The following is a 17,860-nucleotide window of genomic DNA, read 5'->3' as shown; positions in this document are numbered from 1 at the left end:
GGTCCGGCTCAGCGAGTGTCCGGGCGCGGGTCGCGCTCGGCATCCGGCTGGGCGTCTTCGGTGATGTTCACCGGGGTGTCGTTCTGCAGCTTGAGCAGGCCGCTGGCGGCCACGGTCTCGCCTTCCTCCAGCCCGTCGCGGATGCGGATCAGGTCGCCGCGCCGTTCGCCGGTCTCGACCAGACGCTGTTCCACCCGCTTCTGCCCGTCATCGTCCTCGAACACCACGAACGCCGACTGGCCCCACGGGGCGTGGCGGATGGCGGTCTGCGGCACCACCAGTCCTTCCTCGGCCTCGCCGCGTTGCAGCGTCACGCGGGCGAACTGTCCCGGGCGCAGGCGGTGGTCCTCGTTGTCGAGGGTGGCCTGCACGCGGAACATGCGCGACGCGGGACGCACCCGCGGCTCGATGGCGGTGATGACACCGGTGACAACGGCGTCGTGCGCATCGGTGCGGATACGCACTTCCTGGCCCGGTTCGACTTCGCTCAGGCGTCGTTCGGGCAGGGTGAAGTTGAGGTGGATCGGATCCAGGGTCTGCAGTTCGACCACCGGGTCGCCGGGGCCGACGAACTGGCCCTCGTCGATCTGGCGGATGCCCAGCTGGCCGTCGAACGGCGCGTGCAGGCGCTTCTGCCGGATGCGCTCTTCCTGCGAGCGCACGGCGGCGCGGGCCTGTTCCGCTTCGGTCTGCCGGCGCTGCAGTTCGGAGTCGGAGATGCTGTCGCGCTCGGCCAGCCCGCGGGCGCGCTGCAGCTCGCTTTCGGCCAGCATGGCCGCGGCCTGCAGGCTCTCCAGCTCGGCGCGGTCGAGGGCGGTGTCCAGCTCCACCAGGGTCTCGCCTTCGACCACTTCGGTGCCACTGGAGAACAGGATGCGATCCACCAGGCCCTGGCTCTGGAAGCTCAGGGTCGCGCCGCGCACCGCCTCGAGACTGCCGATGGCGCGGGTCTCGGGTGTCCACGCGTCGGTCTCGACGGTGGCTGCGTTGATGGTGGCCTCGGGTTCGGGCATCTCCTCGAAATATTCGGCGATCTGCTGGTCGATGAAGGCCTTGAATCCGAAGATCCCGCCCAGCACCACGGCCACGCCGAACAGCATGTAGAAGAAACGGCGACTCACTGGAAGGCCTCCTGCAGCACGGCGCGTACGCGCTCGCTCTCCGCGCGCACCACCGAGGGTTCGTCGGGGTCCACGCGCGGCTCCCAGCGCCAGCCGGTCATCAGGGCGTGGAAATGGCGGAGCAGGTGATCCAGCGGCTGGCCGATGTCATACGCCTCCAGCAGGCCGCGCGCGTTCGCGAGGTTCTGCATGCCCAGGTTCAGGGCCCAGGGGCCGAGCCCCATCTCTTCGGCGGAGATCTCCTTGGGCGGGGGCAGGTCGCCGTTTTCGCGGGCCCTTTCCACCACGCCACTCACGGCATCGCTGATGGGCTGGGCGGCCGTGAGCAGGGCCTCCCGGCGTTCCTGCGAGATCTGCGCCCAGACCGCCTCGGTGAGCAGGTACTGCATCAGGCGGTAGTGGTCCGGGTTGGCGGCGGCGAAATCGAGGTCGGTCAGTACGATCGCCAGCATCTGCGAGCGTGTGCCCAGGGGCAGCTCCGGCAGCCGGCGGAAGCGTTCGGCGTGCTGGATGGTGGTGCGTGTCGCCACCGCGGCCAGCAGATCCTCCTTGGAGGCGAAGTGCTGGTACAGCGTGCCGGTGGCGTATTCGCAGGCGGCCGCCAGCTTCGACATCTGCAGGGCCAGCAGGCCGTCCGTGCGGATCAGCTCGTGGGCCTTGTCGATGAACAGCTGTTCGCGTGCCTGGCGCTCGCGTTGCTTGCGGTCTTCGGTTCCCATGAGGCGGCAGGCTAGCGAACCCGGAACGGTTTGTGAACCAGGTTCATGGATTGTGTCGGGTTCGTTCTGTCGACTGGAACACGCTGCGGCTGCTCGACGTCTGCCGGGGGACCGGTTCCATATCCCTGCCGGCCAGCGGGAAAGTATCCTTGAGGGGAAGGCAGGCCACGAGGAAGGCCCATGAAGACGCTGCGCGAACGGATGGCCGACAACGGCTTCGAATCGAATATCGACTATGCCCATCATGTGGACTGTGTGCTGGCCCAGGCGGGCGGAGCGATCCCCACACTGAACGTGGAGGGGGACTCGGGGCGGCGCAAGACCGCTTTCGCCAACGCCCTGGCCGCGGCACTGGAAGTCCCGCACGTGCTGTATCACGATTTCACCCAGGCGCATGATCCGGCACCGACGGCGCAGCCGCCGTCCAATCCGGAGGAGGACGGAGTCGAGGAACCGCCGATCCCGGCCTTCGACCGCGAGGTCTCCAGTGCCTGTGCGTACTCCGAGGGCGAACGCACCATCCTGATCCTGGATCAGCTGCAGGCGGCGGACTTCCGCGAGCATCTGCGGCTGTACCGCTTCGTGGTGGATGGCGAGTGGTCCATGGGCGGGGCGTCGTTCGTGGCCAGTCGGGAGCGGCTGATGCTGGTCCTGATCTCCGAGGAACCGGTCTATCATTCGTTGAAGAAGGTCGGTTTCAGCGTGTGGGTGCCGCGTGCCTCGGTGGGCGAGGCGGATTACCGCCCGGAGGACTTTGGCCTGGGGCCGGAGGCCGAAGGGCTGATGAACGGGCTCGGGGAGCTGTTCCGGGCGCTGGGTGTGCAGCCCACGCCATCGGAGTTCCAGCGGCTGCTGGACGATATCCGCAACCGCGTGCGTACCCGCGAGGAGCTGACCCATTCGATCTTCGGCCGGACCGAGGGGATCGACCACACGCTGCTGGTGTCCGATGCGATCCAGCAACGCATGGAACGGCTGATGCCGGAGCTGTGGGAGTTCGTGGGGTCCGAGCACGTGGAACTTTCTGGCGTGCCCCCGGATCCCGAGTAGACGGATACCGGGCCGCAGGGCCCGGCGTCGCACGCAGGGGAGGATGGCCATGGTACGGACGGGACGGACAGTGGCCGCAGGCTGGCGGCTTGCGGGCGTGGCGGGATTGATCGTGTTGCTGGCGGGCTGCGGGCGCGCCTTTCCGGAGCCGGCGCCGGATCGGGAGTTCGCCGACGGGCTGTCGGCCGAGACCCTGTTCGAGCGAACGCTGGAGGCGCACGGGGGCGACCTGCGCGAGGATCCGCGCGACTTCAACATGGCCACCGACGGCGAATGGGGACGCATGATCCAGCGCATCCAGCCGCTGGTGGCGGACACCGGATTCCGCGGTCGCTCGGAAGAACGCTACCGGCCGGCGGATTCGCTGTATGTCCGCGAGTACACCGGGCCCGAGGGCGTAAAGCACGTGTTCCGCCACGAGGGCACGATCAGCGTGTACTACAACGGGGAGTTCGAGACCGATCCGGACCGGGTCGCCGCCACCGCGATGACCATCGACGCCGGCGAGCTGTTCCATTTCGGCCCCAGTTTCGTGAAGCACCGCGCCACCGATCTGCAGCGCCTGCCGGACCGGCGCGAGGACGGGGTGGACTACCACCGGGTGCTGGCGACCATCGAACCGGGCTTCGGCTTTGCCGAACGCGACGAGGTGGTGATGTGGATCCATCCGGAGACCGACCGGCTGTACCGCGTGCACATCACGCTGGAGGGCTTCGAGCGCACGCAGGGCGCGCACGTGGACACCACGTTCCTGGAGTACGAGGAGGTCGGGCCGTATGTCCTGCCGTCGCGCTTCGAGGAACGGGTGCGTGGCCCGCTGCGCCTGCACGTCCACGACTGGTGGGTGACCGGACGCGACATGGACCGTGGCTGGGACATCGAGGACGTGCGCGGACCAGGGTTCTCGGGCGCGGCCGAGCCGCCGGCCGCCGAGGAATAAGCCGTTCGCTGATAGACTGGCGCCTTTTCCGGATACGGATAACCGCAAGAGGGCGTGATGGCGCAGGGTTTCTGGGCACGACTGGGGCGGCAGATGCCGCTGATCCTGGCGGTGGCAACGGTGATCTCGCTGCTGGGGGCCATGCTGGTGCGTGGCGGGAGTTCACTCGGGTTCGTGGCGGCGTTCGTGGTGCTGCTGCCGCTGACACTGGCGGCGATGCTGATACGCTGGTGGCCGGGCGGGCGCTCGGCCCGCGAGGTCTGTCGTGGCGAGCGCGTGCGCCGCGCCCTGTGGATGCTGGCGGTGGCGCTGATGCTCTCCGCGGTCATCACCCTGGTGGCGGGTGTGGCCTGGTCCGGGGCGCGCGTCGGCAACATGCTGCTGGTCGCGGGCATCCTGCTGTTGCCGCCGGCGGTGCTGATCAGCCTGCTGGTGATCCTGGGGCGGCGTTCCATCGAACTGCGCGAAGAGCTGGAGCCCGGGGCGCATGTGGAGCTGGAGACCAATGCCCACTGGGCGGTGTTTCTGCCGACGCTGGGGGTGCTGGGGCTCACGGCGCTGCTGGCCATCGGCCCGCTCGGGGTGTGGGGGCTGGGCGCGGCCGCGGTGCTCTACCTGGTGATCCTGCCGGGGCTGGCGATTCGGGGGCTGGCCAGTTTCGTCAACTCCGAGGCGGTGCTGACCGATCGTTACCTCCACGTTGCGAGCGGGCTCCTGTGGCAGCGCGCGGTGCGCTTCGATCTCAAGAGAGTCGGCGACATCGGCGTGAAGCAGCACTGGCTGGGTCGGCGCCTGGGCTTCGGCAAGGTCACGGTGGTGGATGCCGACGGGCACGCGAAGGTGGTGCCCGGCCTGCGCGACCCGGCCGGTCTGGTGCAGCGGGCCCGGGCCCGGCTCTGATCCCCAATAGGTGACCTCTATCAAGGCCATGTGAAGTCGATAATGGCTTTTATGGCTGCTCCTGCTATACCTCAGGACAGGGATACGCATGGATCGAACGAGATCGCTTGCGTGCGTGTCCACGAATACAACGCAAGAAGGAGAGAGAGATGGCAGGAGACAAAGCGAACGCCGAAGGCAAGTGCCCGGTGATGCACGGAAGCCGTACCCGCAACGATGCCGGCGGCGGTGGCCCGCGTGACTGGTGGCCCCACCAGCTGAATCTGGGCATCCTGCACCAGCACGGGATCGAGTCCGACCCGCTGGGGCCGGAGTTTGACTACGCCGAGGCGTTCAGCCAGCTGGACCTGAAGGCGGTCAAACAGGATCTGGCCGATCTGATGACCGACTCGCAGGACTGGTGGCCGGCCGACTACGGCCATTACGGCCCGTTGCTGATCCGCATGGCCTGGCACGCCGCCGGGACCTATCGCACCGCCGACGGCCGGGGCGGGGCGTCCACGGGCAACCAGCGGTTCGCCCCCATCAACAGCTGGCCGGACAACGCCAACCTCGACAAGGCGCGGCGTCTGCTGTGGCCGATCAAGCAGAAATACGGCAACAAGATCTCCTGGGCCGACCTGTACATCCTGGCCGGCAACGTGGCGCTGGAGTCCATGGGCTTCGAGACCTTCGGCTTCGGCGGCGGGCGCGAGGACATCTGGGCGCCGGAAGAGGACATCTACTGGGGTGCCGAGGACGAGTGGCTGGCGACCAGCGATCACGCGAAGAGCCGCTATTCCGGCGAACGTGAACTCGAGAACCCGCTGGCCGCGGTACAGATGGGCCTGATCTACGTGAACCCCGAGGGTCCGGACGGCAACCCCGATCCGCTCAAGTCGGCGCACGACATCCGCGAGACCTTCGAGCGCATGGCGATGAACGACTACGAGACGGTGGCCCTGACCGCCGGCGGACACACCTTCGGCAAGGTGCACGGCGCGGGCGACGCCGCCCACGTGGGACCGGAGCCGGAGGCCGCGCCGCTGGAGGAGATGGGTCTGGGCTGGAAGAGCAGCTATGGTTCCGGCAAGGGCCGCGACACCATCACCAGCGGGCTGGAGGGTGCCTGGACCCCGACCCCGCGCCAGTGGGACATGAGCTACCTGGAGGTGCTGTTCAAGTACGACTGGGAGCTGTCGAAGAGCCCGGCCGGGGCCTGGCAGTGGGTGCCGAAGAACCTCGCCGACGAGGACCACGCCCCGGACGCGGAGGACCCGTCGCAGAAGGTGGGCATCATGATGACCACCGCCGACATGGCGATGCGCGAGGATCCCGAGTACCGCAGGATCGCCCTGCACTTCAAGGAGAACCCGGAGGAGTTCGCGGATGCCTTCGCCCGCGCCTGGTTCAAGCTGACGCACCGTGACATGGGGCCGAAGGATCGCTATCTCGGACCGGAAGTCCCCGCCGAGGACCTGATCTGGCAGGATCCGGTGCCACCGGTGGATCACGTGCTGATCGATGCGCAGGATGCCGACCGGCTGAAGGCCGGGATCCTCGCGACCGGACTGACGGTGCAGGAGCTGGTGGCCACCGCCTGGTGTTCGGCGTGCACCTTCCGTCAGTCGGACAAGCGTGGCGGGGCCAACGGGGCGCGTATCCGCCTGGCGCCGCAGAAGGACTGGGAGGCGTTCGAGCCGCAGCAGCTGGCGAAGGTGCTGGACCGGCTGGAGGGCGTGCGCAAGGCCTTCAACGACGAGCAGTATGGCGACAAGCGCATCTCCCTGGCCGACATGATCGTGCTGGGCGGGGCGGCCGCCATCGAGAAGGCGGCGGCGGATGCCGGGCACCCGGTGTACGTGCCGTTCCTCCCCGGACGCACGGATGCGACCGAGGAGCAGACCGACGCCGAGTCCTTCGAGCCGATGAAGCCCGAAGCCGATGGTTTCCGCAATTACCGCCGGGCGCGCTTCACCGTGGCCGAAGAGGAGATGCTGCTGGACCGTGCCCAGCTGCTGGGTCTGACGGCCCCCGAGATGACGGTGCTGGTAGGCGGCATGCGGGCACTGGATGCCAACCACGGGGGCTCGAAGGATGGCGTGCTGACCGAGCGTCCCGGACAGCTGACCAACGATTTCTTCGTGAACCTGGTCGACATGGGCATCGAGTGGCAGCCCGTGGGCGAGGAGTCCGACCGCTTCGAGGGACGTGACCGCGCCACCGGCGAGGTGAAGTGGACCGGGACCCGCGTGGACCTGGTGTTCGGCTCCAACTCGCAGCTGCGGGCCCTGGCCGAGGCCTATGCTCAGGACGACGCGGCGGAGAAGTTCGTCTGGGACTTCGTCGATGCCTGGAACAAGGTGATGAACGCCGATCGCTTCGATCTGATGTAAGCCGAGTGCCGTAAAACCGGAGCCCGCCCCGCTTTGTTCGCCTGTGGGAACCTGCTTGCAGGCGAACAGAGGGCGGGCGCCGGTTCCTTTTTCCCGGCCCTACTCCTGTTCGGGCAGGGTGGTGTCGAACTCCACCTCCACCGAGCGCGTGCGCGACGGATCCGTCTCCTCGCTCAGCGGATTCTCCCGGTGGTGCAACTCGCCCGAAACCCGGCCGCTGATGCGGGCGGTGTCCCCGTCGACCTCCAGGCGGTCGAACTCGTACTCCACATTCTCGAGCTGGTCGTTGCCCACGAAATCGGGGCCGCCGGCCTGTTCGTGATAATAGCTGACCTCCACCCTGCCCACGTTGTCATTGAAGGTCGTCACGCTGACGATCAGCGAGCCCATGGGGTTCGGCGTGCTGCCGTCGCGCAGTCCGTGCAGGTTGAACAGGCGGGCCCCGCCGGGCAGGTCGGTGAAGAAGGCCGGCCCCCCGTCATCCGTGTCGAAGCGCTCCCAGGTCCGTTCGTCACCATCGATCGTGCCGCTCATCACCACCTCGCCGGCGACGGCCTGTCCGCCGGTCAGCGTCAGAGCGGCGCCGGCCGCCAGACCCGTCAGCAGGGTGGCACGGGTGCGGGTATTCGGTTGCGTCGGCTGCATGCTGCCTCCAGTGGAAGGGATATTGCGAACAGCCTAAACTGCGCCCCTCCCGCCGTCGCCCCTCAAACGGAGGGGAGATCCGTCGAGCCACCGCATGCACAGGGACGAGAAGCCGCGATGAATACCAATACCTTCTATAACCGCCTTTCCGAGAAGATCAGCGATCTGATCTTGGCGGTCATCGCGCTGGGGCTGCTGGTGGTTTCGGTCGAATACGTGCAGTTCCTGACGGATCACCCGTCCACCATCCGGGACCCGGAATTCTGGAAGCGCATCGTGCTGACGGCACTGGTTACGGTCTTCACCGCCTACAAGTTCGTCGCTTATTCGGCCTATTTCTGCAATCCCGACAACGGCGCCCGCCTGGCCGGGCTCAGCCCGCGCCGCATCGTGGTCCTGTTCCTGCTGGATCTGGTCGAGGTCACGCTGGTGGCCTGGCTGTACGCCATCCTGCTGATCGGTCACCTGACTTCGCTGGGCGGGCGCGAGGCCGCCACCAGCGTGGAGCTGGGCGCCACCATGCTGCCTTTCCTGTTCCTGTTCCTGGCGCTGTGGCACCTGACCGTGCTGGTCTGGTACTGGGTGGCCCGCGGCGGTTACCGCGACATGCTGATCCACGTCACCTTCGCGCTGGCCTACCTGGCCATGATGACCCTGCTGCTGGCCGCCGACACCGTGCGCTACAAGGAGCTGTTCGACTGGGCCGCGATCGCCTTCTTCGCCGGCTGTGTGGCGCTGCTCTACTGGGTCAAGGGCATCCCCGACATCCGCAACGCCCTCGAAAAACCTGCCTGACACGGGGCTGCCCGGCGCGCATCACTCGCAGGTGCCGACGCCTTCGGGCGGACAGCGCGAGCCGTCCGGCCACAGCGCACGGCCGAGACGGGCGCCGTCGAGCACGGCGTCTTCCGGATTGGCGTCGCGCAGGTCGGCGTGGCGCAGGTCGGCGCCGGAAAGGTCGGCGTCGGTCAGGTCCGCGCCGCGCAGGCTGGCCCCCCGCAGTTGGGCCTCGCGCAGCCGCGCGTCGGCCAGGTTCGCCCGGCTCAGGTCGGCGAATTCCAGCAGGGCCCCGTCCAGCCGGGCCCCCTGCAGGCGCGCGCCGGGCAGCCGGGCCTCGCGCAGGCTGGCGCGCGTCAGGTCCGCCTCGCGCAGGTCGGCCACTGGCATCTCGCAGCGGTTCCAGTTGACCTCCGGAGCCGGCGGGGCCGAGCAGTCGCGGGCGGGGGTCTCCGGTGGCGGCTCGCGCAGCAGCCACAGCACCAGGATCGCCACCGCCAGCGTCACCCCCAGCGTGATCCAGCGGCGAGGCCCGCGGAGGATCGCGGGCACGTGCCGTGCCGGGAGGGTCAGCAGTTCCGCCCACTGCTGACGATGGGTCACGGTCTCGGGCGATTCGGGCCGGCGCCGCTCGCCCTGACGACGTTCAAGGAGTTCCGGCGGGGTGTCCTCGTCGGGCGCGCGACGTTCGCGCAGGCGCTCGTCCTCGCGCAGTCGGGCCTGCTGCAGGCGTTCCACCCCCTCCGGGGTGTCGGCATGCAGCAGTTCCTCCGGGATCAGCCCGGGCACCTCGCGCAGCGGGTACCACAGGTGCGGCGTCGGCCCGACTTCGTCGTCCGGAGTGAGCCGCCCGAGGATCAGGTAGCGCCGGATCAGATGCGCCGGAAACGGCCCGTGCACCTCGCCGTCACGCCGGGTGTACCACAGCTCGTAGCCCTCGCTGTCCCGTTCCGGCGTCTCGCCCGGCTCATCGCTCATGGCTGCCTCCGTGCTCGTCTGTCTGCAGTGTAGTGGCCGCCCGGCCGGGTGGCGACACCGGGGGCACTGTCGCGGCTGCAAGGTCGGGGCCCACAAGACCGGGGCCCGCAAGACCGCCCGGTTTGCGCGGTTGTGTTGCCGGGGGTGTGATGGCGTTCGCATAGTGCATTTCGCGCGTCGTTCGTGGGGGATGCATGCAGTTTTCGCAAAGGGTGAAGCGGATCAGCGGGCGGCTGGTGAATGCCATCACCCTGGCCTTCGTGATCCTGCTGGCGGGGATGCTGGTGGTGGTGGCCAACAGCGTCTGGCAGAACCAGCGGCTGCTGGACGAGCTCCACCACATGACCGAGGAACGGGCCCAGCGGATCCAGCTGGCGTCCGATCTGCTCGAAGCGGCCTACAACCGGCACCAGACCATGGTGAATCAGGTGCTGACGGATGATCCGTTCGAGCGCGACGATCTGTTGATGGAGTATCACCGCTGGGGTCACCGCGTCGGCGAAGTCCGCGAGGCCCTGGACGAGCGCGTGACCGAGGCGGTGGCCCGCGAGCGGCTGGAGGAGCAGGATGCTCTGATCCCGGAGATCGTGGAGCTGCAGGACGAGGTGGTGGATCTCGCGGCGCGCGACGAGATCGAGCCGGCCATGGCGATCCTGAGCGACCGTCTGTTCGAGCTGGACCGGGAGTTCGACATCTCGATCGAGGAGCTGCGGGCCCACGAGCGGGCGCAGATGGAGGCCGCGGCCGAACGCGCGCGCGAGGTCGGGGCCAATACGCAGCGGTTCATGCTGGTGTTCGGGGGAGGCGGCGTGCTGTTCGCCCTGGCCCTGACGCTGGTGACGCGCCGGACGCTGGTGGCGATGCATCATGATCTGCGGGAACAGGCCTCCCGGCTGGAGGAGGCCGGCCGTCGGCTGGAGCACGAGGCCACGCACGATGCCCTGACCGGCCTGCCCAACCGGCGTGCCTTCTATCGACAGCTGGAGGAGGCGATCGAGCGCGCGGGTGAGACCGGCGAAACGTTCTCGGTGGCCTTCATCGATCTGGACCAGTTCAAGCCGGTGAATGACCGCCTGGGGCATGCCGCGGGGGACGAGCTGCTGGGCGTGGTGGCCCGGCGGCTGCAGGAGGCGGTGCCGGAGGCCGCGTGCGTGGCGCGGGTGGGCGGCGACGAATTCGCCGTGCTGGTGGCGGGCGAGGCGGCGTCGGAGACGGCCGGCGAACGCCTGAAGTCGGTGGTGAGCCGGCCGGCGCAGCTGGCCGCAGGCGAGGTGACGCCCGCGATGACCCTGGGCTGGGCCGACGGGCCGGGGGACGGTGATCCGGATACGCTGCTGGGGCGCGCCGATCGCGAGATGTATGCCCGCAAGGCGGGGCGTACCCCGGCGCCGTCCTTGTAGCGACGGGGCACCGTGCGAAGAGGGCCGCCAGGGCTCGGCCGGACCCTGCGGACGCACTTTCCCGGAGGTTTCCATTTCCTTTGACCTTCGGGGGCGCCTACCATGTGCGCTCCGAAGTACCGAGAACCGGGGCCGGTGGAAGGCCACGGCGCGCAACGATGAACGATCCCGACACTGTCCCGCCACGACCCCGTCTGGGGGTCTCGCGCTGCTTGCTGGGCGAGCGGGTGCGCTACGATGGCGGTCACCGCCGCGACGACTGGCTGACGCAGGTGCTGCTCCCGCATGTGGAGCTCGTGGCCCTGTGTCCGGAGGCCGAGGCCGGTCTGGGCACTCCACGCGAGCCGATGCAGCTGGAGCGCGGGCCCGGGGATACGCAGCGACTGCGCGGACGCGAAAGCGGGCAGGATCATGCGCCGGCCCTGCGTGCCTGGGTCGATGGGCGGTTGCCGGAACTGGAAGGGCCCGCGGGTCCGGATGGCTACGTTCTGAAGGCGCGCTCGCCCAGTTGCGGGCGCGCGGTGCCGGTCAACGGCCAGCGCGAGCCGCGTCCGGGGCTGTTCGCAGCCGCGCTGGAAACGGCTGCCCCGTCGCGGCTGCTGGTGGACGAGACCGCGCTGCACGATGCAACGGCGCGCGAGGCCTTCGTGATCCGGCTGTTCGCGCTGGCGCGGCTGCGCGAGCGCCTGGCCGGCGAGTGGACCGCCGGTAACCTGTCGGCCTTCCATGCGCGCGAGAAGATGCTGCTGCTGGCCCATGGCCGGCCGGACTACGACCGCCTGGGTCGCCTGGTGGCGGCCGCCGGGACGCGTCCGCGCGCGGAGGTGGCGGCGGAATATGCAGCGATGTTTGCCCGGGCGCTGGCGCGCGGGACCACGCGCGGCGCCCACGTGAACGTGCTGCAGCATCTGCTGGGGCATTTCCGCGAGCACCTGCCCGCGGACGAACGCGCGGCCCTGCAGACTGCCATCGAGGACTTCGGTGCGGGCCGCCGGGACCGCATGTCGGTGGTACGCCGGCTGCGGGAGCACGCGGATGCGCTGCAACTGGACTGGGTGCGCCGGCAGAGCTATCTGCGGCCGGCGCCGGATGAACTGCTGACGGGTGAAGACCCCGCGAACGAATGACTGCCGAATCCGATCTGATCATTCTCCGCCAGGCGCCGGAGATTCACCTGAAGGCGCCCGGCACGCGGCGCCATTTCACCCGCATCCTGCAGCGCAACCTGCGCCGGGCACTGGAGGACGTGCCGCACCGTCTGGCCACCGCACAGGGGCGCCTGCTGCTGCGCACGGCGGAGCGCGTGCGGGCGCTGGAGATCCTGCCGCGGGTGTTCGGCCTGAGCACCTTTTCGCCGGTGGTGGCCGAGGTCGAGCCGGAGCTGGAGGCCATTGTCGACGGCGTGCGGCGGCATTTCACCGAGGTGGTGCGCGGCCGGACCTATGCGGTGCGCTGCAAGCGCCAGGGCACCAAGCGCGTGTCGGCCACCCGCATCGAGCGCGAGGCCGGTGCGGTGCTCAACGGTCTCGGGCAGGTGAACCTGGATGCGCCCGACGTCACCGTGCGCATCGATCTGCAGGAAGACCGGGCCTGGCTGTTCAGCGAGCGGCGGCGCGGGGCCGGCGGGCTGCCGCTGGGAGTGCAGGGGCGCACCCTGGTGCTGCTGTCCGGCGGCTTCGATTCGGCGGTGGCCGCCTGGTACATGATGCGTCGTGGCACCACGGCGGATTTCGTCTTCTGCAACCTCGGCGGGCCCACGCACGAGGCGATGGTAGCGGCGATCGCGCGGCGTCTGGCGGGCGACTGGGCGCATGGCACCCGTCCGCGGCTGTACGTGGTTGACTTCGACGCGGTGGTGGAGGATCTGCGCGCCAGCGTCCCCGGCGATATGTGGCAGATCGTGCTCAAGCGGCTGATGTATCGCGCGGCCGAGGCGGTGGCGGCGCGCAGCGGGGCCGAGGCCCTGGTCACCGGCGAGGCCCTGAGTCAGGTGTCCTCGCAGACCCTGTCCAATCTGCAGACCATCGACGCGGTGGCCACGCTGCCGGTGCTGCGGCCGTTGATCGGTTTCGACAAGCAGGAGATCACCGACCGTGCGCGGGCGATCGGCACCTTCGAGCTGAGCGAGCGCGTGCCGGAGTTCTGCGCGCTGACGGAGCAGCCGCCGCTGGTCGAGAGCCGGACCTCGCGCATCGAACGGGCGGAAGAAGCGCTGGATCCGGCCATTCTGCAGCGAACGATCGACGCGGTGTGCGAGCGCGATCCGCTGGCGGCGGATGACGGACCGGCTGGAGTCGCGGGCGAGGGCGAAGGGATCTTCGTGGACCGCATCCCCGAGGGGGCCACGGTGATCGACTGCCAGCCACCGGAGGCCTACCGGCAATGGCACTGGCCGGGGGCGGAGAACCACCCGGCCGACACCCTGCTGCAGGCCTTCGCCGACTGGCCCGCCGACCGCGAATACGTGCTCTACTGCCAGCGCGGCAGCAATTCGGCGGTGATCGCCGAACGCATGCAGCGGGCCGGGTTCCGCGCGCGGGCCTTCCGCGGCGGGCTGAACCGCCTGAAAAGGCAGGAGGCCAGCCCCCTGGCCGATCCGGCGCAGGGGGTTACCCGGACGTAGGATCGGCCGGAGGGCCGGCCTCCTACCGGCAGGGTTTGACCGTAGGAGGCCAGCCTCTGGCCGATTCGGCGCAGGGGTAGCCCGGACGTGAGATCGGCCGGAGGGCCGGCCTCCTACGTGGCCGGGTGCAATTGTAGGAGGCCAGCCCCCTGGCCGATCCGGCGCAGGGGGTTACCCGGACGTGAAATCGGCCGGAGGGCCGGCCTCCTACGCGGCCGGGTCCAACCGTAGGAGGCCAGCCTCTGGCCGATCCAGGCATCAGGCCCGGCCCCATCGGCCGGAGGGCCGGCCTCCTACGTGGCCGGGTGCAACCGTAGGAGACCTGCCCCCTGGCCGATTAAAGGCCCGATCGGGCAGGGCGCCGGATACAAAAAAGGCCCGACCAGAAGGCCGGGCCCGGGGGCAGCGCGAGGCTGCCGGTGCGTTCCCTGGACGGGATCAGTTACGGGCGCAGGCCACCCATTCGTCGACCAGCCCGGCCTCGTCATTGAAGAACTTGTCCACCGCGTGGCCGGTGGACTCCTCGTCGGCCAGGTACATGTACTCGTTGAGCAGGTCGATGTCGATGTTCATGCAGCCGGCAAAGGCGGCGACCTCGGGATGGTCGTCGGCAAAGCCGGTGCGCGACATGGCGTGGATGGATTCGGCACCGCCCAGGGCACCCTTCGGATCCTCGAGGTATTCAAGCTCGTAGGCACCGAGCTTCCAGTGCGGGCTCCAGCCGGTGACCACGATGGCGTCGTCACGACGGATGGCGCGGTCGAGCGCGGCGGTCATGGCGGCGTCGGAGGCCTCGATCAGGGTGTAATCCAGCTCGTATTCCTCGATGGTGTCGTGCGACAGACGGGTCAGACCGGCGCCCGGGTCGATGCCCTGGATCTCGCCGTTCAGGCGATCGCGCCATTCGTCATCGCGCAGGTCTTCGATGGAGGTCAGGCCTTCGGCATGCAGCGAGGCGGGCACCAGCCAGCCCAGCTTGGCATTGTCGTACAGCACGCCCAGGTCGACGATGTCATCGCCGAACTGGTCGATGTAGTCCTCGTGGGTTATCGGCTGCCAGGACATCAGCATCAGGTCGAGGTCGCCCCCGGCCAGACCGGCGTACTGCGGGGCGATGTCGGTCTGCACCAGCTCCACGCCGGTGTCCAGGCGTTCCTGGATCACGCGGTCGGCGACCTGGGTGATGAACTCGGCATCGGCCCAGGCGGTCCAGCCGATGCGCACGTCGTCCGCCTGTGCGGCGGAGGTCGCCATGCCCAGGGACAGGGCGGCGGCCGTGGCGGTCGTCAGCAGTTTCTTCTTCATCATGGTTACGGTTCTCCTTGTTGCTTCTTGAGCATCCGGCCGCCGGGATTCGGGGCGGCCGCGTGGATGAACGGATGATCAGGCATCGGCCTTCTGCCGGCCGCTGAAGAACCAGCGCAGCAGATTGCCGTAGGCATTGCCCTCGCGCCGGCGCTGGCCAAAACTCTGACTGATACGGTCGAGCAGAATCGCGAGGAATACCACGGCCAGACCGCCCTCGAAGCCGACGCCGACCTGCAGACGCTGGATGCCGGTGAGCACGGTGCCGCCGAGGCCGCCGGCGCCGATCATCGACGCGATCACCACCATGGACAGCGCCAGCATGATGGTCTGGTTGATGCCGGCCATGATCGACGGCATCGCCAGCGGCAGCTGGATCTTGAACAATAGCTGACGCGGGGTGCAGCCGAAAGCCTGTCCCGCCTCCACGTGCTCGCGGCTGACCTGGCGGATGCCGAGGTTGGTCAGACGCACCGCCGGCGGCATGGCGAAGATCAGCGTGGCGATCGCGCCGGGCACGGTCCCCAGACCGAAGAAGATCGCCGCCGGGATCAGATACACGAACGGTGGCATGGTCTGCATCAGATCCAGCACCGGGCGTACCAGCATCTCCACGGTGTCGTTGCGCGACATCGCGATGCCGATCGGCAGGCCGATGATCAGGGCGGCGATGGACGAGGCGACCACCAGCGACAGGGTGCGGATGGTCTCCGGCCACAGCTCCATCGAGAAGATCAGCAGCAGCGCCACCGCCGCGAACAGGCCGAAACGCCAGCCGACCCGCCAGATCCCGCCAAGAACAATCAATACGGCGAGTACCCAGGGTGGCGGGAACCACAGCAGCGCCTGAACGGTTTCCGAGAACACCCCGAGGCCAAAGGCCACGAGCAGCGCGCCGGTGGTGATGGCTCCGATCTTGTGTCCGAAGCGCATCCATACGCCTCCGGCAATCAGGAAGGCGGTCAGCCACAGCGGGTAAAGCAGGAGGAACTCGGTCGCGTCCACCAGGGCGCGGATGACCGCCTCGATCCCGTCCAGCAGCCCCTCGAGGTTGTCGCTGATCCAGTCGACCCCGTCCTCGATCCAGTCACCGATGGTGATCGGTTCCAGTACGGTCTCGCTGAACCACTCGGCCAGTGATTCGAGCGGTCCGACGGTTTCGTGGTCCTGGATGTCCGGTTCGTCTTGCGTCATGGGGGTGGGCCTACTGATGGGTCCGGTCGAGGGTTTGCAGGAGGTCGCGCTGCGAGAGGGTCCCGATGAAACGGCCGTCTTCCACCACGACCAGCGGCCAGTCACTGGCGGCGGCGCGGCCGAGGACATCGGACATGGCGGTAGAGGCCTCCACCGTGTCGATGCCGTCGATGCGTGCGGCGTCGAGATCGGCGGCGTCCGCCAGGCTGCGGGCGGACACCAGGCCGCGGAAACCATCCGATTCGTCCAGAAGGACCGCGCAGCCATCGGCACCCAGCTGTTGCCGGGCCCCGGCGGCGTCCGCCTGCCCGGTCTGCAGCAGTGGCATGGCATCGTGGCGGGCGATATCGCCGGCGGAGTACACCTGGCTCACGTCCACGCCGTAGAAGAACGAGCGGACGTAGTCGTTGGCCGGGTTCGACACGATCTCCTGCGGCGTGCCGATCTGGACCACCTGCCCGCCCTGCATGATCGCGATGCGGTCGCCGATGCGCATGGCCTCGTCGAGGTCGTGCGAGATGAACACCACCGTGCGGCTCTTTTCCTGCTGGAGACGCATGAGCTCGTCCTGCATCTCGGTGCGGATCAGCGGGTCCAGCGCGGAGAAAGCCTCGTCCATCAGCAGGATGGTGGGGTCGGTGGCCAGGGCGCGGGCCAGGCCGACACGCTGCTGCATGCCGCCGGAGAGTTCGTCGGGGTAGCTGTTGGCGTGCGCGCCGAGCCCCACGGCCTCCAGGGCCTGCAGGGCCCGTTCGTGCTGGCGGGCACGATCGAAACCGGAGACGTCCAGGCCCAGCGAGGCGTTCTCGATGACGGTCTTGTGCGGGAGCAGGGCGAACGACTGGAACACCATCGACATGTCGCGCCGGCGCAGGTCGATCAACTGCCTGCGGCTCATGCGGGTGATGTCCTCGCCGTTTACGTACAGGTGTCCGGCGGTGGGCTCGATCAGGCGGTTGAACATCCGGACCATGGTCGACTTGCCCGAACCGGACAGACCCATGATCACGAAGACCTCGCCCTCGCGGATGCTGAAACTGGCCTCGCGCACGCCCACGGTATTGCCGGTGCGGGCGAAGATCGCATCCTTGTCCAGACCCTGCTCCATCAGCTCCAGGGCGCGGTGCGGGCGAGGCCCGAAAATCTTGTAGAGATCTTCTACGACGAGCTTGTCACTCATGCGCGTACCGTTCGGGGTTCGGGTGGGGCGTTGTGGTGCGGCTCGCGGACCGGGTGCTTCCGGCGGTTCCGCATATACTGATACAGAAGTTGTCGCTTTCCTGCAACGTGTTCCCCGTATTTGCAGGGAAGTGCATGGATCTGTGGTGCCCGTCCCGGTCTTTTCGGCGCCGGACTGCTATACAGAGAAGAACGCTCGGTATCTCGAAGCAAGTATGAATGAATTGCTGCATGTCGTCTGCCCGCATTGTGATTCGGTGAACCGGATTCCGTCCGGCCGCATAGCCGAGGCGCCGGGCTGTGGCCGATGCCACGGGGCGCTGTTCAGCGCGCGCCCTGCGGAGCTCAACGGACACAATGTCGACCGTCACCTGGAGCGCAGCGACATCCCGGTAGTGATCGATTTCTGGGCGCCGTGGTGCGGGCCGTGCAAGATGATGGGCCCCGAATTCGAGCTCGCGGCCGCCGAGCTGGAGCCGCGGGTGCGGCTGGTGCGGATCAACACGGACGCCCAGGAAACCCTCGGCAAACGGTTCGGGATCCGGAGTATCCCGACCCTCGCCCTGTTCGAACAGGGCCGGGAGGTGGCCCGGCAGCCGGGGGCGATGCGCGCCCCCGACATCATCCGCTGGGTCCGCGACGAACTCTGACGCG

16 protein-coding genes are annotated in these 17,860 nt (G+C 68.5%); 9 read left to right on the top strand and 7 right to left on the bottom strand.

Features of this window, described 5'->3' with window-relative positions; all coding sequences use genetic code 11:
* Window positions 1-8: 8 nt before the first annotated feature.
* Together F788_RS0106090 and F788_RS0106085 are read right to left on the bottom strand one after the other, a co-directional pair.
* Window positions 9-1,121: an efflux RND transporter periplasmic adaptor subunit gene (locus tag F788_RS0106090; protein WP_019589605.1), complete on the bottom strand. Its 1,113-nt coding sequence runs from the start codon at window positions 1,119-1,121 to the stop codon at window positions 9-11.
* Window positions 1,118-1,840 carry a TetR/AcrR family transcriptional regulator gene (locus tag F788_RS0106085; protein ID WP_019589604.1) on the bottom strand — a complete coding sequence of 241 codons (723 nt, stop codon included), beginning with the start codon at window positions 1,838-1,840 and terminating at the stop codon, window positions 1,118-1,120. The genes F788_RS0106090 and F788_RS0106085 overlap by 4 nt, the downstream gene beginning before the upstream one ends.
* A 180-nt stretch (window positions 1,841-2,020) precedes the next feature.
* Here F788_RS0106085 and F788_RS0106080 point away from each other — a divergent pair, with 180 nt between their 5' ends.
* The 4 genes from F788_RS0106080 (at window position 2,021) to katG (ending at window position 7,105) form a co-directional block, all read left to right on the top strand.
* Window positions 2,021-2,890: a hypothetical protein gene (locus F788_RS0106080; protein WP_018871081.1), complete on the top strand. Its 870-nt coding sequence runs from the start codon at window positions 2,021-2,023 to the stop codon at window positions 2,888-2,890.
* Between the two features lie 49 nt (window positions 2,891-2,939).
* Complete coding sequence (locus tag F788_RS0106075) at window positions 2,940-3,830, top strand: hypothetical protein (protein WP_231372029.1); 891 nt, start codon at window positions 2,940-2,942, stop codon at window positions 3,828-3,830.
* 57 nt (window positions 3,831-3,887) lie between these two features.
* Window positions 3,888-4,730 (top strand): PH domain-containing protein, encoded by an 843-nt coding sequence (locus F788_RS0106070; protein WP_019589603.1) that lies wholly within the window; start codon window positions 3,888-3,890, stop codon window positions 4,728-4,730.
* A gap of 149 nt (window positions 4,731-4,879) precedes the next feature.
* Window positions 4,880-7,105, top strand: coding sequence for a catalase/peroxidase HPI (gene katG / locus F788_RS0106065; RefSeq protein ID WP_019022294.1), 2,226 nt, complete (start codon window positions 4,880-4,882; stop codon window positions 7,103-7,105).
* A gap of 99 nt (window positions 7,106-7,204) precedes the next feature.
* Here katG and F788_RS0106060 read toward each other — a convergent pair whose 3' ends face one another.
* Window positions 7,205-7,750, bottom strand: coding sequence for a hypothetical protein (locus F788_RS0106060; protein WP_019589602.1), 546 nt, complete (start codon window positions 7,748-7,750; stop codon window positions 7,205-7,207).
* Window positions 7,751-7,867: 117 nt separating this feature from the next.
* Here F788_RS0106060 and F788_RS0106055 point away from each other — a divergent pair, with 117 nt between their 5' ends.
* Window positions 7,868-8,545, top strand: a complete 678-nt coding sequence (locus F788_RS0106055) for a hypothetical protein (protein ID WP_019589601.1) — start codon at window positions 7,868-7,870, stop codon at window positions 8,543-8,545.
* A 21-nt stretch (window positions 8,546-8,566) separates the two neighbouring features.
* Here the strand turns inward: F788_RS0106055 and F788_RS0106050 are convergent, their stop codons facing one another.
* The gene (locus F788_RS0106050; RefSeq protein ID WP_019589600.1) at window positions 8,567-9,505 is read right to left on the bottom strand and encodes a pentapeptide repeat-containing protein; all 939 of its coding nucleotides are present in this window, start codon (window positions 9,503-9,505) and stop codon (window positions 8,567-8,569) included.
* A 194-nt stretch (window positions 9,506-9,699) separates the two neighbouring features.
* Here F788_RS0106050 and F788_RS0106045 point away from each other — a divergent pair, with 194 nt between their 5' ends.
* From F788_RS0106045 to thiI, 3 genes are all read left to right on the top strand, one after another.
* Window positions 9,700-10,905 (top strand): diguanylate cyclase domain-containing protein, encoded by a 1,206-nt coding sequence (locus F788_RS0106045; RefSeq protein ID WP_026332722.1) that lies wholly within the window; start codon window positions 9,700-9,702, stop codon window positions 10,903-10,905.
* A gap of 158 nt (window positions 10,906-11,063) precedes the next feature.
* Window positions 11,064-12,032, top strand: coding sequence for a DUF523 and DUF1722 domain-containing protein (locus F788_RS0106040; protein ID WP_026332721.1), 969 nt, complete (start codon window positions 11,064-11,066; stop codon window positions 12,030-12,032).
* On the top strand, window positions 12,029-13,528 hold the full coding sequence (gene thiI, locus F788_RS0106035) for a tRNA uracil 4-sulfurtransferase ThiI (protein WP_019589597.1): 1,500 nt from the start codon (window positions 12,029-12,031) through the stop codon (window positions 13,526-13,528). Before F788_RS0106040 ends, thiI begins: the two co-directional genes overlap by 4 nt.
* Window positions 13,529-13,966: 438 nt before the next feature.
* Here thiI and F788_RS0106030 read toward each other — a convergent pair whose 3' ends face one another.
* From F788_RS0106030 to proV, 3 genes are all read right to left on the bottom strand, one after another.
* Window positions 13,967-14,836, bottom strand: coding sequence for a glycine betaine ABC transporter substrate-binding protein (locus F788_RS0106030; RefSeq protein WP_018870509.1), 870 nt, complete (start codon window positions 14,834-14,836; stop codon window positions 13,967-13,969).
* Between the two features lie 75 nt (window positions 14,837-14,911).
* Window positions 14,912-16,027: a proline/glycine betaine ABC transporter permease gene (locus tag F788_RS0106025; RefSeq protein ID WP_019569809.1), complete on the bottom strand. Its 1,116-nt coding sequence runs from the start codon at window positions 16,025-16,027 to the stop codon at window positions 14,912-14,914.
* Between the two features lie 10 nt (window positions 16,028-16,037).
* Window positions 16,038-17,207 (bottom strand): glycine betaine/L-proline ABC transporter ATP-binding protein ProV, encoded by a 1,170-nt coding sequence (proV, locus tag F788_RS0106020; protein WP_019022304.1) that lies wholly within the window; start codon window positions 17,205-17,207, stop codon window positions 16,038-16,040.
* A gap of 214 nt (window positions 17,208-17,421) precedes the next feature.
* Here proV and trxC point away from each other — a divergent pair, with 214 nt between their 5' ends.
* The gene (trxC, locus tag F788_RS0106015) at window positions 17,422-17,856 is read left to right on the top strand and encodes a thioredoxin TrxC (protein ID WP_019589596.1); all 435 of its coding nucleotides are present in this window, start codon (window positions 17,422-17,424) and stop codon (window positions 17,854-17,856) included.
* Window positions 17,857-17,860: the final 4 nt, after the last annotated feature.

Source organism: Thioalkalivibrio sp. ALE10, from assembly GCF_000381385.1.
GTDB lineage: Bacteria > Pseudomonadota > Gammaproteobacteria > Ectothiorhodospirales > Ectothiorhodospiraceae > Thioalkalivibrio.
Note: the sequence above shows the minus strand (reverse complement) of the source record. Positions and strands in the feature narration are given on the sequence as shown.

Bases quoted from the DNA above. Each gene is read 5' to 3' on its own strand.
- F788_RS0106055 (WP_019589601.1), top strand. From the start codon at position 7,868: ATGAATACCAATACCTTCTATAACCGCCTTTCCGAGAAGATCAGCGAT.
- F788_RS0106060 (WP_019589602.1), bottom strand. From the start codon at position 7,750: ATGCAGCCGACGCAACCGAATACCCGCACCCGTGCCACCCTGCTGACG.
- F788_RS0106070 (WP_019589603.1), top strand. From the start codon at position 3,888: ATGGCGCAGGGTTTCTGGGCACGACTGGGGCGGCAGATGCCGCTGATC.
- F788_RS0106085 (WP_019589604.1), bottom strand. From the start codon at position 1,840: ATGGGAACCGAAGACCGCAAGCAACGCGAGCGCCAGGCACGCGAACAG.
- F788_RS0106030 (WP_018870509.1), bottom strand. From the start codon at position 14,836: ATGATGAAGAAGAAACTGCTGACGACCGCCACGGCCGCCGCCCTGTCC.
- F788_RS0106050 (WP_019589600.1), bottom strand. From the start codon at position 9,505: ATGAGCGATGAGCCGGGCGAGACGCCGGAACGGGACAGCGAGGGCTAC.
- F788_RS0106040 (WP_026332721.1), top strand. From the start codon at position 11,064: ATGAACGATCCCGACACTGTCCCGCCACGACCCCGTCTGGGGGTCTCG.
- trxC (WP_019589596.1), top strand. From the start codon at position 17,422: ATGAATGAATTGCTGCATGTCGTCTGCCCGCATTGTGATTCGGTGAAC.
- katG (WP_019022294.1), top strand. From the start codon at position 4,880: ATGGCAGGAGACAAAGCGAACGCCGAAGGCAAGTGCCCGGTGATGCAC.
- F788_RS0106045 (WP_026332722.1), top strand. From the start codon at position 9,700: ATGCAGTTTTCGCAAAGGGTGAAGCGGATCAGCGGGCGGCTGGTGAAT.
- thiI (WP_019589597.1), top strand. From the start codon at position 12,029: ATGACTGCCGAATCCGATCTGATCATTCTCCGCCAGGCGCCGGAGATT.
- F788_RS0106080 (WP_018871081.1), top strand. From the start codon at position 2,021: ATGAAGACGCTGCGCGAACGGATGGCCGACAACGGCTTCGAATCGAAT.
- proV (WP_019022304.1), bottom strand. From the start codon at position 17,207: ATGAGTGACAAGCTCGTCGTAGAAGATCTCTACAAGATTTTCGGGCCT.
- F788_RS0106025 (WP_019569809.1), bottom strand. From the start codon at position 16,027: ATGACGCAAGACGAACCGGACATCCAGGACCACGAAACCGTCGGACCG.
- F788_RS0106075 (WP_231372029.1), top strand. From the start codon at position 2,940: ATGGTACGGACGGGACGGACAGTGGCCGCAGGCTGGCGGCTTGCGGGC.